13 protein-coding genes are annotated in these 15,296 nt (G+C 46.6%); 1 reads left to right on the top strand and 12 read right to left on the bottom strand.

Annotation, left to right across the window (positions count from 1 at the left end; all coding sequences use genetic code 11):
* Window positions 1-258 precede the first annotated feature (258 nt).
* The 9 genes from OCV64_RS08640 to OCV64_RS08680 form a co-directional block, all read right to left on the bottom strand.
* Window positions 259-1,041, bottom strand: coding sequence for an HpcH/HpaI aldolase family protein (locus OCV64_RS08640; protein WP_262669813.1), 783 nt, complete (start codon window positions 1,039-1,041; stop codon window positions 259-261).
* Between the two features lie 14 nt (window positions 1,042-1,055).
* On the bottom strand, window positions 1,056-2,156 hold the full coding sequence (locus OCV64_RS08645; protein ID WP_186852131.1) for a lactonase family protein: 1,101 nt from the start codon (window positions 2,154-2,156) through the stop codon (window positions 1,056-1,058).
* Window positions 2,157-2,175: 19 nt separating this feature from the next.
* On the bottom strand, window positions 2,176-3,708 hold the full coding sequence (locus tag OCV64_RS08650) for a tripartite tricarboxylate transporter permease (RefSeq protein ID WP_186852130.1): 1,533 nt from the start codon (window positions 3,706-3,708) through the stop codon (window positions 2,176-2,178).
* A 14-nt stretch (window positions 3,709-3,722) separates the two neighbouring features.
* Window positions 3,723-4,271 carry a tripartite tricarboxylate transporter TctB family protein gene (locus OCV64_RS08655; RefSeq protein ID WP_262669814.1) on the bottom strand — a complete coding sequence of 183 codons (549 nt, stop codon included), beginning with the start codon at window positions 4,269-4,271 and terminating at the stop codon, window positions 3,723-3,725.
* A 60-nt stretch (window positions 4,272-4,331) separates the two neighbouring features.
* Entirely contained in the window at window positions 4,332-5,384 is a 1,053-nt protein-coding gene (locus OCV64_RS08660; protein WP_186852128.1) for a tripartite tricarboxylate transporter substrate binding protein, read from the bottom strand.
* A gap of 46 nt (window positions 5,385-5,430) precedes the next feature.
* Window positions 5,431-6,570, bottom strand: a complete 1,140-nt coding sequence (locus OCV64_RS08665) for an amidohydrolase family protein (protein WP_262669815.1) — start codon at window positions 6,568-6,570, stop codon at window positions 5,431-5,433.
* A gap of 71 nt (window positions 6,571-6,641) precedes the next feature.
* On the bottom strand, window positions 6,642-7,331 hold the full coding sequence (locus OCV64_RS08670) for an RraA family protein (RefSeq protein WP_186852126.1): 690 nt from the start codon (window positions 7,329-7,331) through the stop codon (window positions 6,642-6,644).
* A 30-nt stretch (window positions 7,332-7,361) separates the two neighbouring features.
* Window positions 7,362-8,117: an MBL fold metallo-hydrolase gene (locus tag OCV64_RS08675; protein ID WP_262669816.1), complete on the bottom strand. Its 756-nt coding sequence runs from the start codon at window positions 8,115-8,117 to the stop codon at window positions 7,362-7,364.
* Window positions 8,114-8,899: an MBL fold metallo-hydrolase gene (locus OCV64_RS08680; protein ID WP_262669817.1), complete on the bottom strand. Its 786-nt coding sequence runs from the start codon at window positions 8,897-8,899 to the stop codon at window positions 8,114-8,116. The genes OCV64_RS08675 and OCV64_RS08680 overlap by 4 nt, the downstream gene beginning before the upstream one ends.
* A gap of 435 nt (window positions 8,900-9,334) precedes the next feature.
* Between OCV64_RS08680 and OCV64_RS08685 the strand changes: the two genes are divergently transcribed.
* Window positions 9,335-10,246, top strand: a complete 912-nt coding sequence (locus OCV64_RS08685; protein ID WP_262669818.1) for a LysR family transcriptional regulator — start codon at window positions 9,335-9,337, stop codon at window positions 10,244-10,246.
* A gap of 1,270 nt (window positions 10,247-11,516) precedes the next feature.
* On the opposite strand, the gene OCV64_RS08690 is transcribed toward OCV64_RS08685, so the two are convergent.
* The 3 genes from OCV64_RS08690 to OCV64_RS08700 all read right to left on the bottom strand — a co-directional run bounded on the left by OCV64_RS08690 (window position 11,517) and on the right by OCV64_RS08700 (window position 15,129).
* Window positions 11,517-13,493: a TRAP transporter permease gene (locus OCV64_RS08690; protein WP_240288880.1), complete on the bottom strand. Its 1,977-nt coding sequence runs from the start codon at window positions 13,491-13,493 to the stop codon at window positions 11,517-11,519.
* 1 nt (window position 13,494) lies between these two features.
* On the bottom strand, window positions 13,495-13,995 hold the full coding sequence (locus OCV64_RS08695) for a DUF1850 domain-containing protein (RefSeq protein ID WP_240287186.1): 501 nt from the start codon (window positions 13,993-13,995) through the stop codon (window positions 13,495-13,497).
* A gap of 75 nt (window positions 13,996-14,070) precedes the next feature.
* Complete coding sequence (locus tag OCV64_RS08700; protein ID WP_186852121.1) at window positions 14,071-15,129, bottom strand: TAXI family TRAP transporter solute-binding subunit; 1,059 nt, start codon at window positions 15,127-15,129, stop codon at window positions 14,071-14,073.
* Window positions 15,130-15,296: the final 167 nt, after the last annotated feature.

The raw sequence follows: 15,296 nt of genomic DNA on the forward strand, positions 1-15,296 counted from the left end.
CCCAGGACGGAAGCCAGCGGCTTCCATCCTGACCGACGCTCTGATTCACTAAGTTCTACCGTGCAGGTGTCCAACTTACACTTGCAATTTGCGAATTAATTTGTTTTAAAATATTTTTTATTAGTGCTTACTTGTATGTCAAATCTTCCCAGTGAGGTCGAAATAAAGTTTGGGTTGAAAATCACCAAAAATATTAATCCATCTTGCATTGTCTCAAAGATATTATTTTGACGGGTTAACGGTTGTTACATCTGTATTTTACTCAGTTAGTTCTTTTTCAGCCTTACTCATCTTATTTAGCTGATTTTTGATTGCCTTCAAACACAAATCTTCATCCCGCCCAATGGAAAAGCAGTGGACGCCTTTTTCTTTTAGCTCTTGAAGCCTTTTAGGGTCTGAGACAGATAACGTAAGAATCTTTCCGTGCTGTTTTGCCTTTTCGACAATGTAGTTTTCTGCTGCGATTACATCAGGGTGGTCCTTTTGACCGGGTACGCTAAGTGCCTGAGACAAATCAGCTTTTCCAGAGGCCACCATATCGATTCCGTCCAGAGAGAGAATTTCGTCGATATGTTCCAACCCTTCTCGACTTTCGATTTGAACTACTAAATTGAGACGATCATTTCCTATTCGCATGTATTCTTCTCTGGAATAAGGTCCAAAGCGCACATTTCGAGTACCTCCATTCATTCCTCGTTTCCCAAATGGAGGGAATTTTACTGCATCAATCGCAGCCAAAGCCATCTTGCAGCTGTTTACATCAGGCAAAACAATGGCTGCTGGTTCTAAAGCCAAAATTGCAGAAATATTGTGCAGGTCTGGTACTCTGATCTGAGCAGGTAATCCTAGATGTCGTGCTGCGTTGAAAAAAGTCTGGAGAGTATTATAATCATATAGTACATGCTCACAATCAATACGAATAAAATGATAACCCGCACAATAAGCCATATCGATTATATATGGGTCGCTCATTCCAACTACTAAGCCGAAGCTAGTTTCGGCTCTGCGGGCACGGGCACGAATATCTTGTATCTCCATCATGATTTCCTTCCTTATTAGCCTAATGTGCTTTGCTTGTGGCAGGGTACGCTTCCGGAAAAAAGAATCCACACAGGAACCGGAGTTTCAATCACGTTCCCTGTTTGTGTCAGACATCCGGTTAACAGATCAATCTCAAACTCTACGATTGTATCCGACATCTGGTTACATGCATACAGATATTTTTCGCCAGGCTCAATGGTAAAAAAGCGAGGCTTAACACCTTTAGTGGATGCCCACTGTATCGGCGAGAGTCGACCATCCTCTTGGTTGACAGAGAATACGCCGATACTATTCATTCCGCGATTGGAAACATATAAATTTTTTCCTCGGTTACCAACCATGATTTCCGAAGAAGTATTTTTGATTTCCACGTAGTCGTCAGGAATGGAAGGGACAATTTGAAAGGGAGCGAGTGTACCATTTTCCGGATTATAATGACAGGCAACCACTGTACTGGTATACTCGGTATTCACATAAGCAAAATGCCCGTTTGGGTGAAAAGAAATGTGTCGTGGGCATGACGCAGGGCGAAATGGAAGATGTTGAATTTCTTCAAAGTGCTTGGTTTCAAAGTTGATACGGTAGCTGTGAACCAAATCCAGGCCTTTGTCCGCAATCAGGATGTATCGGCCATCTGGACTAAATGGTACATGATGTGGGCGGGAATGAGGTTGAATTTTTTCATTCAGAGGTCCTTTTTGGCCGGGTAATGTAAAACCACCGAACTCTTTTTTCAGTTTTCCATCTTCTCCAATGGGTAAACAGGCTACCAGGCCACTTTTATCGGCGCTGATTAAGCAGTCTCCACTAGGACTAACCGACATAACCATTACGTTTTCGCCCGGTGTTTTTTCACTGTTTAGGTAGGTTAGAAGACCAGTTTGTTTATCTCTCTGATAGGCAGAGCAGTTTCCGCTGTTTGTGTTGACACAGTAAAGATAATCCATGTTTCGTCCGAAGGCCAAAACAGCGGGGTTCAATCCTTCGGCAATCTGCACTTGAATCCAGGTGCCATTTTCTTCGATGCGAAAGACGTAAATTCCTTTCCCGTGAGCATTACGATTATTCTTGTAATTTTCTGTCGTATATGTACCGACATAGGCATAGACAGGCATTATATACACTCTTTTCTACTTATTTGGAATGATTCTGAATTGCTTTTTTTAGGACAGGGCCGAGCAAACATACCACGATAAGAACCGCCAGGATAATACAGACGGGACGACCGAGGTAGTAACCTAAAACATCTCCTCTGGCCATAGTAATGGAACGACGCAATCCCTTTTCTGTAATAGTTCCTAATACAAGCCCTAGGGTTAGCGCGGAACTGTTGAATTTGGAAACTCGACAGAAGTAGCCCACCAGGCCGAAGATTGCAGCGATGATAAGATCGTTGATAGAGTTGGAAATAGAATAGCCACCTATTGCCACCAGCACTACAATCATAGTGTTAAGTACGGCAGGTGGAATATCTACAATATGACGAAGAAGGCGGATAAACACTTTGCCGATAAAGAACATGCCAATGTTAGCAAGCAAAAAACCAAAAATGATGGGATAGGTAATATCTGCTTCCTCAGTAAACAACTTATACCCAGGCTGCAGGCCATGGATCATCAATGCGCCTAAAAGGATGGCTGCTACTGGACTACCCGGAATACCCAAGGTCATCAATGGGATCATACTGCCCCCGGTCACAGCATTATTAGCGGCCTCCGGGCCAGCAATGCCTTCAATACAACCTTTCCCAAATTCTTCTTTGTGTTTGGAAATCCGCTTGGCCTCATTATAGCCCATAAATGCGCCGATACTGGCACCAGCACCGGGAAGGATGCCAACAAATAAACCAACAATAGAGGTATAAAGAATCGTAGGAATCAAACTGATCTTTTCTTTTAGAGTTAAATCTTCCCCTTTCAAGTTAATCATATCCTGCTTTTTTTCTTGATTTTTTCCAGATTTTTGGGCATTCAATGCATCACGAACAAGAACAAAAACTTGTGAGATAGAAAATAGCCCCAGCAATACGATGGTAGCGTTCAGCCCAGTGCGCAGATGCTTAACGCCAAAGGTGTAGCGATAAGCGGATTCCAGTGGAAATTGCCCCACGCAACTCATGCACAAACCGAAAAGGCCGGCGATACAGCCTTTTAGTAAAGAATCGGAAGCAAGGCTAGCGATTAAGCTGATTCCAAATAACCCAAGGAGAAAGTATTCTGCGGAGTCGAAAGTGAGGGAAACCTCAGCTAGTATAGGAGAAATCAACAACAAGGCAATAGCAGAGATAATACCACCGATAGTAGAAGCATAGGTGCTGGTACTTAGCGCCTTAAGTGGTAGCCCTTTTTGTGTTAAAACATAGCCATCAGTTAGAGTGGCCACCGCAGAGGTAGTACCAGGGGTATGCAGGAGAATGGCAGTATAACTGCCACCCATAATACCAGCCGTGTATATGCCCATGAGCATAGTTAGAGCTGGAATCGGAGACATACTATATGTGATTGGCATCAAAAGCGCGATGCCCGCTGCAGGATTCAAGCCGGGCAACGCTCCAATAATCAGGCCGCCTACAATGCCAACCAACAGAGCAATCACCATTTCCACAGAAAATAGAGCATTAAGAAAAGCTGGAATAGAGTCTAGAATGTAGGAATACGTATTGAACATTGTGTATCACCCCACTAAAATAGAAGCCCAGCAGGTAGACGTAGATGGAGTTCAAAAACGAACACAAACCAGGCCAGAATTTCAAATCCAACAGTAATGACCAACATAGGTATTAGCTTTCTGAAATTTTGAAAATACATGAACACCATCATGAATATAAAGGTTGAAACAAAAAAACCGATGAACGAGATACAAAGAGCATATATAATAATCATTAGGAAAGTAAGAATGGGGCCCTTCAATTCTCGCCAGGAAATTTGGAAAGTGGTATTTGTTTCACTTTTCTTGTTCATGGAGATAGTCTCTTTTATCCCGCGGATCAGGACAGGGATACACAAGATTATCATGCCTCCCGCGCACATCAAGGGGAAGTAGGTGGTTTCTGGGGCAAGATCTCTGCTGCTTAAGAAGAATAGCAGACCTACCAAAATGAAAAATACGCTTGTTAGCAGGTCCTCGTGGACATGTTTCTTCATATGATCCTGAGTGCGGTACGGAATGTATGTTAATGTACCGCCACGTACTCCCTTCTTTATAAAGATTTGACCGAGACGGATCTCCATTTAGGCGTATCCGCCTCGGTCGGCGTTAATAACAAGCTTCTTTTTAAGAAGTTCGATTCATTATGCCCAGCCGAGCAAGGGGGCGATCTCCTTGAGTTGCGCCTCTTCTTCCACCATCATCTTGGTGTACTCATCCGTGGGCTTAACATTCAAAGTAAAACCGAGACTCTTCAAAGTTTTTTGGAATTCAGGATCCTCTGTGGCATTAACAATATAATCAGCCAGGGCGTTGATAATCTCTTTATCACATTCAGGGTTCATAACAACCCCCAAACTTACGCCATTTACCACATCGATACCCTGCTCTTTAGCGGTAGGTGCATCGGGGAAGAATTCGCTGCGCTCTTCGTCAAACACGGCCAAGATCTTTAGATTACCGTCGTTGTAAACAGAGAGGGCCTCCGGGGTATTGCTCATCAGCACATCCACATGACCACCCAGAAAAGAAGCCATGTTCTCCGAAGCAGAGGAAGCATTCAGGTGAATCAACTGCTCATTGGTCAATCCGGTCTCATTCTGTAGCTTATATAGCGCGATGTCATCGGCCCCCTTATTGGATTTCACTGCCACCAGTAAGCTCTCATCAGGATTGGATTTGCACCAGTCAATAAAGTCGTTCAGGTCATTAACATCTGCAAAACGCTCATCATCAGGGCGCACACCAATCAGGTTTGGATAAGTCACAATGTTACACACTAAGGCCAGATCACGCCAAGAGGGATCGTCCTCATTCGCGGGATCCAGATCACGTTTGAAAGCGTTAGGGGTGGGAATGTTGGAAACTGTCAGACCATCGGGCTCGGCGGCCAACATATTTTCCAGTGCGGTATTCCAAAGATTGTTAACTGGCACGATAGTCTTCCCCATTGCAGGTTCCAGTTCAGTAATCAGGGCACGCATCAGGGTATCAGGACCACTGCCGGCATTACCGGCCAATTCCCAGTTGATGTCACCGGCCGGATAAGTGAACTCACTGGGCTGACTTGCCGAGAAAGATGACTGGGAAGATTGTCCAGAGGCGGAGGATTGAGATGTTTTGGAGCTGCTATCAGAGCAAGCAGCCATGCTGAGCACCATTGTACCGGTCAGGATTAGAGAAAACAATTTTTTCATACTTGTGACTCCTTTTCTTATTTGTTTTTATATCGAATATGCATTATTACATCATTTCCGCAGCGCGGTACACAAGTTTACCATCTAGGATAGTAGCTCTAACCGACAAAACCTGCTCTCCTGGTTGCTCGTTACCAAAACAATCTTGGTAAATAACTGGCCGATTTTGAATCTTAATAATCGCTGCATCCGCACAGGTACCAGGTGCCATTGTTCCCCATTTACCTGCCTGTCCAAGTATTCGGGCAGGGTTGCAGGTGACCTTTTCAATGACCCGGTCCAAAGACATCCCCATGACTAAGAATTTCCCCATGACAACTGGAAGACTCACCATAGGCGTTTTGTTCCAGTTGGCTTGGCTGGCATCGGTACTAATAGTGTCTGGTTCCAAGCCAAGATTTAACGCTGTACGGGCCACTGGGAAAGAAAAGTTCAATCGCCCGTGTGCTACATCGTAGATTACCCCCCTTTCTCTGGCCTGTAACAGGCCTTCAGATAGATGGCCGTTTTCGATGCAGGTCATTCCAACACCTTGAAAAATATGGCAAAGAATGCTACCTGGGTCTAATAGTTCAGCCAGTTCCCCCATCGGGACGGGTGGGTCTGTAGGATGAACAACTAAAGGCATTGAAAAGCGCCGCGCCAGCTCGATTGCTGCTTTCAAAGGTTTCAGGCCTAATTCACCAACTACCTTTTTACTGGTTCTAACTTTAAGTCCAAGAATCCTTCCGCGTCCATCTTCAAAGGCCTTTTGAAATAATTCGTCCTCCCATTTAGAAGGGTCAAGGGGCTCTGGGAAGTGTTTGGACATGATTTGCCCACCAGCACTGACATTGATAAAAAAACGAGTTTTTACCATCCATGCATCCGTTTGGTGGAGTAGTGCGCGATAATTTGAAACGCCTATGCTTCCTGCATCAGCTACGGCAGTCACACCGTTAGGCAGGCAGAACGTGTCGCCTGGCAATCCATTTGCACTACCTAAATAGTTGATGTGGGTATGCAGGTCAATCAATCCCGGTGTCACAATATGATCTTGGGCAGGTAGAATTTGTCCGGCCTCTACTGGTTCGCCCATGGGGATTTCCAGGAACTTTCCGTGCCGGATGGCAACGTCCCTTTGTTCGTGAATTCCACGCGCTGGGTCGATTACAGTGCCACCATGAATCAAAATATCTGCTTTCATCTTAGCTTGTCACCTCCTACTGCAGATAATCATTTGCCAAAAGATGGGGGAAGTTAGTTACGAGGCTCTTGTCACAAAACGGGAACGTTTTTTTCAGTTAATGTACGATCGATCCAATCCCTGTTGGAAGCAGATACAGCACCACTTTTATATTTTTTTCGTTTGTCCAACTCTTGTTCGTGCTTCTTGCGAGCTGCGCTTACAATATCGGCAGCATCATCAGGTCTCAACACAACAATGCCTTCTGTGTCTCCTATTACAATATCACCTGGCATGACCACAGTACCGCCGCAACTGATTGGGACGTTGATTTCACCTGGACCGTTGCGATGGCTGCCGAGAATAATACTGCCCAGAGAGAAAACTGGAATTCCGGCTTGCCGGATCCCTTCTGGATCGCGGGTCATACCATCTACGATAAAGCCAGTTACTCCTCGGGCAGCTGCATGACGGACCATCATTTCTCCTACGACGGAGCGTGTCTTGCACCCATGCGCATTCACTACAATTACATCGCCAGGCTGTGCCATATCAATGGCTTTATGAATCATTAAATTGTCACCCTCGGCGGTATTTACTGTAATTGCGGTGCCCAATAGAGGCAGATCTGTCAATGGGTGAAGTTCTTGACTCATACAGTACATTCTAGAGGTCTGGTCCGATATACAACAACTCGAAATGCCCCGGAACGCCTCCACTAGTTCATGGTCCGCACGATTTACATGTTGAAAAATTCGAAATCCAACTTTATTTTCTGTCATTACAGTGTTCCTCACTTTCCGCCGATGATACTATTCATCTAGAATCTGATAGGGAATATATCGAAAAGGACTGTTCATCTTCCCCTTTAACTGTACATTAGGAGAAAAAGCCCGCATCATTTCTTTAAACTCTTCAGGTGCGGTACTACCGGGGGGATAATGTCCCGGAATTACCACGTCAACTCCTAGCCAACTAGCTGCCATAGCTGCCTCCCGAGGAGAGAGGACACAACCAAACCGGGGTTTCCATCGATCAATGCTCAGACAGGCAATATCCGGATGATATAATTCTCGCAGCAGTTTCATGTCACCGTAGAGGCTTGTGTCGCCTCCATGGTAATAAGTTACTCCGTTATCAAACTGGATGATGAAGCCAAGGGGCGGTGCAAAACTACGAATACCATTTCCAAATTCTGTTTTAGATATATGCTGGGCCAACACAGCGCGAATAGACACACCATCAAATTCCTTGCTGTCCCCATAAATCGTAGAATAAAGACGACTACTATCGACCATGTTTCTGCATTCCTGTTTTGCACGGTAAATAACATCATTTGCAGCTACTAAAGATGCCTTCCCGTTTATCAGTAACTCAGTGGTATCTCCATAATGGTCATTTGCGTTGTGCGTCACCGCAATCAGATCCACATCATAGAAATCATAAGCATGACGGACTCGGTGTGGATTTTTGGTGAAATAAGGATCTACTAGAATTTTAAAGCCTGCTTCGTTTTCCAGTAGTACAGTCATGCCGCCAAAGAACGTTACTTTTATTCCATTTATCATATATTTTCCGCTCCCTCTAATTCCTCTACCGTGCTTGGGTGGAAAAGGTAAGATTTTCCGATGCCGGGAAATACTTGGGCCCGAGGGTATATGTACTTAATATTTTGGAGAAATTCGTCTAGGTCGTCAGTGTCGGGCATGTAATGGGTTGGAATAATATAATCGGCACCAATCCAGGAACATGCTATCGCTGCTTCTCTTGCCGACATCTCACGAGATGCATGCGGCTTGATGTTTGATACGCCAATAGCCATAATGTTAGGATGATACAATTCATGCAGCAAGTTCAGGCCTTCGTGTAGTGCCGTATCACCAGGATGAAAATAAGTCACGCCGGGTTCTACTTCAATAACGAAGCTAGCCGGTAAACCATAAACTGGTACATCGTTGACTTTTCCGCGGGAGAGGTGAATTGCTTGGGCGCAATGTGTTTTTGTTACACCAAAGCAACGAGTATCTCCATAGGCGCTGGCATATACCCGACCATTTTCTGGATCATCTTTAGGAGAGGTCAGGGGAACTTGGCATTCTTTTTTGACAAAGTAGGCTACATCACTGGGAGCAACAAGTTTGGCATTACTGTGTTCCATGATTTCCACCACGTCTCCATAATGATCACCTGCATGATGAGTGACCAAAATTAGATCTACATCGTAAAAATCCTCGGGTGTTTTGTTCGTATCCTTGTTTTTGCGGAGATATGGATCTACCAATATCTTGTATCCGTCGCTGCGCTGGATCAGCATACACATACCACCTACATAGGTGAATTTCGTTGACATTATTGCCTGACCTCCTTTATATATAATAAGCTTCAAAAGTAGAGCATTATCTGTAGGCTTAGTAAATACGGCACAATAAGGTTAGATAAAGCCTTGCTGATTTCAGTGGAATCTAATAGTAAAACTTTGGTCGTATTAGCAATGGTGTGTTTTGACCATTTTTACCAGCCTGATATGTTGATTAGGCTTGTTTCTTGTGTTAACTATATCAATAATTTAATATAAATACAAATACCAAATTTTTAAGATTTTAATAAAAATACATTATATATAGAGTAGGTAGCAAAAGTTAAAATGCCCTGTAGAAAAATTTAAACTTAGTAGTTTTGACTATTTTAATTTTTTAAAATAGATAATTTTGATTTTATATTGCAAATTATCCTATTCTAATTTATTATAAATTGTAGATATATTTGTTGGGTCAGGAGAAAGGGTATGAACGTTGAATATTATCGCAATTTTATTGCTATCATCGACGAAGGAAGTATGTCTGCAGCAGCGCAAAAACTCCACATTGCTCAGCCAGCTCTTAGCAATCAATTAAAAGTATTAGAAAAAGAATTCAATGCGGTCCTAATGGAGAGAAATGGACGTCGACTCCATCCCACAGAAGCTGGACTTATTTTGTATGATCGAGCGAAAAGCATATGTGATCATGAGGATAATGCCCAAAAGCAAATACAGGCATGTACCAGAGGGACACAAGGAATTTTGCGTCTGGGTTTGACCCACATTTTACCGGATCCTACGCTTTCTCTAATTTTGGGGGATTTTAGCCGGGCATATCCGGGAATTCGTTTTGAACTTTATGAAGCGAGCACAAAAGTCCTAATTGAAATGCTTGATGAGAATAGAATTGATGTTGGCATCTTGAGTAGTGCTTCCCTTCATACAGAGCTGAATTTAAAGTTGTCTCAAACTATCACTGCCCGAACTATGGTTGCATATCCCCGGGACAGTGACTGGTTATCTGGCGATATTGATGTGATTCCGATTAGTTTGCTACAAAATGTTCCAATTGCCTACCCTCGTGGTATTGAAAGCCGCCTGTTACAAGCTTGTCGAAAAGCGGGTTTTTGCCCTAATGTTTTTGCCGTTAGTTCTACCCGCAATGGGGCAATGCTATGGGCTCAGGTTGGTCGCGCTGTTTCTGTTTTTATCAGCACTGCTGCCGAGCACTTTGAGTCCGATAGCCTGTGTTGTCGACCAGTTAATGGTTATGATTTGAAAGTGCAGCGCGTGTTTGCATGTATGAATGACCGTAAGATTTCTCCGACAGCTGAAACTTTCTTAAATTTTGTCTCACAACGTTTGCAGGAACAGTCACTTACAACGTCACCAGCTTGATCTTCTGTAATTTTCTGTCCTGGAGAGAGGGATTTGGATGATAGAATCAACCTTTGTGGAAGCTTATATAAACAAGACTCTCAGAAACGGCGTGAGCGGTACCGGGCATTAGAGGCACTAGCAATCTTCCTGTCGATAAAGCCCGCTAGCATAGAGAATAGACCACCAGTCACAAATGCAACAGGTGTATAGATTGAAAGCATTTTCCATTGGTGGTAACAGGAGTACAACGAACACAACAACAAAGACTTTAAACACGGTGTTGTAGTGTTGTTTCAGATACTCGTTTGCTCCCTGCCGGATCGATGCTGCGATTTTTCCATTTTTCGGTTCCCTCAGAATAGCTCAAGCTCATTACCTTTTTTATTTTCTTGCGGCCAACGATATAATAGAAGCTGTCCTTATCGAAAGAGGCCATATCCCCAGTATGCGCCTAACCGTCTACCAGAGTATTCTTTGTCTCGGTCACGTTGCCCAATAACTGCAGACGATTTGGGGCCTGCCCTAAATAAGCTCTCCAGGGATATCGGGCTCAGTGATCTCGTTGCCGTCGTCATCGATCAACTTGGGATTGGCAGATAGAAAAGCTTGCCCACAGAGGCATACTTCGCCTCGTAACATCCTAGGAAACTAACTGAGGCGGAGTGGACAGGTTATTGCGACCGGCCTCAGCCATTCTATAGTCTAGAACAAACTTGACACCCTTGTTCCAGAACTCCTGCATGATGTTCAGCGGAGTAGGTGCAACTCTGGCTATGATTCACTTCAGGCTAGACAGATCCGTTTCAATCACCTCGATAGCTTGCTTGGGGCGTAGGCACGAGAGATGTAGATGGTAAAATTAGAATTGAAACAACGAGGTATAGATATTTCCCTTTACCCTGATAGCTTGATTGAATATTCGCCTAATGCTGGCTCTGATTTCTTAAAGTTTTTAAGCCAAGCGGAGGCATTGTGCAGAGTCCGCATAGAAGCTGGATTCATCTTCGTTACGCCATAAGTATATCAAAACTGAACAGCAGTTATATCAAGGAAAGCCGGAAGTATTGATTGACGCCTCTGGGATTCTCCCACTGACGCCAGTCAATGCTTCCGGCTTCTTTTTTACAGTTTTAGACCGATTTTAACTTATAGAAGAACCAAAGGCCCCGCCCAAAGGAGTGCGGGGCCTTTACTTTCAGCAAATCCCAGTACCTGGTTTTTTTCCTGAAATAGCGGGCCGATCTGGCAGGAATCTCTGCCGGGTGACCTGTTTCAGAGAATATTGCTGCTATGCCGCGGTAGGTTTTCTGTTCCGGTTGGCAACCACAAATTTCTGGAACAAAATGATGACGAACAAACCACCTATTCCGATCAGATCAGTAATTGCGCCACTATCTATGAGCATCATAGCCGCACCAAAGGAAATGACCCTCAACACCGGATTCAGCCGGCCAAAGAGATAACCTTCTACCGCCGCGCCGATCAGCACCACGCCGATACAGGAGGTTATGACCACACGAGTACCACTGATAAAATCTACGTCCATCAGCAGGAGCTGCTGACTATAAACGAACATATAAGGGACAATGAATCCGGCCAGGGCTAGTTTTACCGATTGCCAGCCTGTCTTCATAGGATTGCCGCCCGACAATCCAGCCGCGGCAAAGGCCGCCAGAGCAACGGGGGGAGTCAGGTTGGCGAACATGGCGAAGTAGAAACAGAACATGTGGGCCGCGATAGCGGGGATCCCCAGCTCCACCAGAGCAGGAGCCGCGATGGTGGCCGTAATCAAGTAGGAGGGGATGGAAGGCAGGCCCATACCCAAGATCATACAGGTAACCATGGTAAACAGCAGGGTCAGGAACAGGTTTTGGTGACCAATGCTGATAATGGTGTTGGCCACGTTCAGGGCAAAACCGGTCAGGCCACAGATTCCCACGATGATACCCACGCAGGCGCAGGCGATAGCCACAGAAACAGTGGATTTAGCGCCCGCTACAAAGGCGTCACAGATATCCTTGACGCTCATACGGCTGATGGGCCGAAGTTGAGCCACTACAATGGTGACCACGATAGTCCAGAAGGCGCTGAAAATCACCGTCTTGCCGCTCCAGATCAACATGTAAAGCAGGAAGGCGATGGGGATGAGCAGGTGGCCGCGCTCCTTCATTACCTGTCCCACCCGAGGCAGTTGGTCCTTGGGCAGGCCCAGCAGGTTATCCTTGGTGGCCCGCATCTGTACCTGGATGATGATACCCAGATAATAGATCAGGGCCGGGATCACAGCCGCCTTGATGATCTCTCCATACTGGACGCCCAAGGTCTCTGCCATAACAAAGGCAGCGGCTCCCATGATAGGGGGCAGAAGCTGGCCGCCCACAGAGGCGGTGGCCTCCACAGAGCCGGCAAACTCTTTGCTATAGCCGGTCTTTTTCATCAGAGGGATAGTAAAGGTGCCGGTAGTCACCACATTGGCCACAGCAGAGCCGTTGATGGAGCCCAGGAAACCAGAGGCCAACACGGCCACCTTGGCGGGGCCGCCCTTTGTGTGACCAGCCAAAGCGTTGGCGATGTCATTAAAGAACTGGCCCATGCCGCACTTGTTCATGACTTCGCCAAAGATGATGAACAGCACAATATAGGTGGCGGACACCTGGATGGAGGTGCCATAAATTCCATAGATATCGGTAGTCAGGTAAGTGACGATCCGGTGCCAGGTGTAACCGCGGTGCATGAATACGCCGGGGAAAGAGCGGCCGAAGATGGCATAGATTAGGAAAATCCCGCTCAAGATCGTCAGTGCCGGACCACTGATCCGGCGAGAACACTCCATGACCAGGAAGATCATGATGGTGCCCATCACTACGTCGATCATCTCTCCCTGGAAACCAGTGGAGATAAAAGTGGGATAGCGCAGAAACACATAGATGGGCATGGCCGCAGAGAAGATCAGGAACACCCAATCATACCAGACGATCTTTCTGCGGGTCGATTTTTTAAATGCGGGATACAGAGCAAAGCCCAGCACCAGGATAAGCCCCACATGGATGGCGTGGTGCTTAATGCTGACCATCTGGAGCGCCCGGATTCCAGAGGCATAGGCCAGGTGGTAGATAGTGAAGGCCAGGCAGATAAAATAAATCAGCTTTACCAGCCAGCCTGCGTCAAATTTGCGGGTACGAGACTCCTTCTCGTACTTCTCCATAATCTCTGCGCCCTTGGCCTCATCAATGGGCGACGCTTCGATCACAGGATTCTTTTCCATGTCAGCCAATGGAGAGGTACCCCCTTTTCATAATCATATCACCCCGGATTCGGCTGGCGTCCGGCAGTGTCCGAAAGTCAAAAATCTCCTCGCCATTGAGCTGCAGCCCCTTCATATAAGAAGCCGATGTGATCCACCTAAACTGCTCAAAACGGCTGTTGATCTCCTCCATCCAGACTAACCCATCCTCGATGTGGGTGGGCACGTCCATTTCTGCCGGAATTCCCGCGCCGTATCCCGCCACTGCGATGGCATCCAGGTTGAATGCGCCGTCGTCGGTCACGGTGTAATATTCGTACCAGGGAATGTGCTCAAAAGAATGTTCGATCTCCAGCCGGAGCTGGTCGCCGGGGCCAGCCGGGACTTCCAGTACGACCCGTTCGTTCTCCCTGTCATAGAGCTGGAAAACCATATGTGGGCTAAGAAATGCCCACCACAGAGCCGCGCACACCACCGCAGCTAAAACTGCCAGCGGCAGAAAAAAGTGAGCCTTGTGTCTCATTCGAATGCGTCCTCAAAAAAGGCCGGAGGACAGACTATGGTATTTGTCCTCCGGCACGAGGGTTTACATCAACAGTTACAGGTAGCCGTTGTCCTTCCAGAACTCCTCGGCGCCAGGGTGCAGGGGGAGCTGGATGTCGTCGACACCGAAGGTGATGTCAATGTTCTCGTTGGCGGTGTTGTGGGAATTTTTAATGGTATCAATGTTAGCAAAAATACCCTCCAGCATGTCGTACACCATCTCATTGCTCAGATCATCCCGGACCAACATGATGTTGTACACAAAGATGCCCTCGATATCCTCAGTGTTGTTATAGGTATTGGCGGGGATGACAGACTTGGCATAGTAGGGATACTCCTCCACCAACTTGTCGCGGCCCTCGCCGTCCAGAGGGACCACCACCATGTCATACTGAACACCCAGGTCCATAACCGTGGCGTTGGGCAAACCGGAGGTGACGAACACGGCGTCACACTGGCCGTTCTTCATGTTCTCGATAGCCTCGCCGTAGGCCAGGTAGTCTGGGGTAATGTCATCGTAAGTAATGCCATAGGCGTTAAGGATCATACGAGCGTTGATCTCCACGCCGGAGTTGGCGGCACCTACGCCCACGCGCTTGCCCACCAGGTCCTGGATGGAGGTGATGCCGGTGTCGGCGGTGGTAACCAGCTGAACATAGTTAGGCCACAAGCGCATCAGGGCACGCAGGTTCTCGGCTGGTTCGATGCCGTCATAGGCCTCGGTGCCGGTGTAGGCTTGCATGACAGCGTCCTGCATGGCGATGGCGATCTCTAGATCACCGTTGAGCATATTCTGGATGTTCTGTCCAGTGGCGTTGGTGGACTCAGCGCTGGTCTTATAGCCCCAGTCCGCCAAGGCGGTGGCAAAGGCACCGCCAATGGGGAAATAGATACCGGAGGTTGGGCCGGTGCCCACAGTGATAAACTCACCGGCGCGCTCATCCGCGGTCAGCCCCTTCTCACTGTCACCCCCAGCGGAGCCATCCGGAATAGAGGCAGAGCTTCCTCCGCCGTTAGAGCCTCCCCCGTTGGAGGTATTCTCCGTTCCGTTGGAGCAGGCGACTAGGGACAGTGCCATGGAAAGCGCAAGAGCCAAAGCCAGGATCTTCTTCATCTTTCAATTCTCTCCTTTTCTTCAAAGTAGTTCTTTTATTTCAGCGGCCATCCGTGGAAATAAAAGCGGAGCTCACAATACGCACAATTTTTCCGCTTTCTATGGCGCATTTTATGTGCAAAAAACATCTTCGTCAACGAATTTTCGGCCTAAGGTCATTTTACCTG

Origin of the sequence: Muriventricola aceti (assembly GCF_025567565.1) — a bacterium.
GTDB lineage: Bacteria > Bacillota > Clostridia > Oscillospirales > Oscillospiraceae > Lawsonibacter > Lawsonibacter aceti.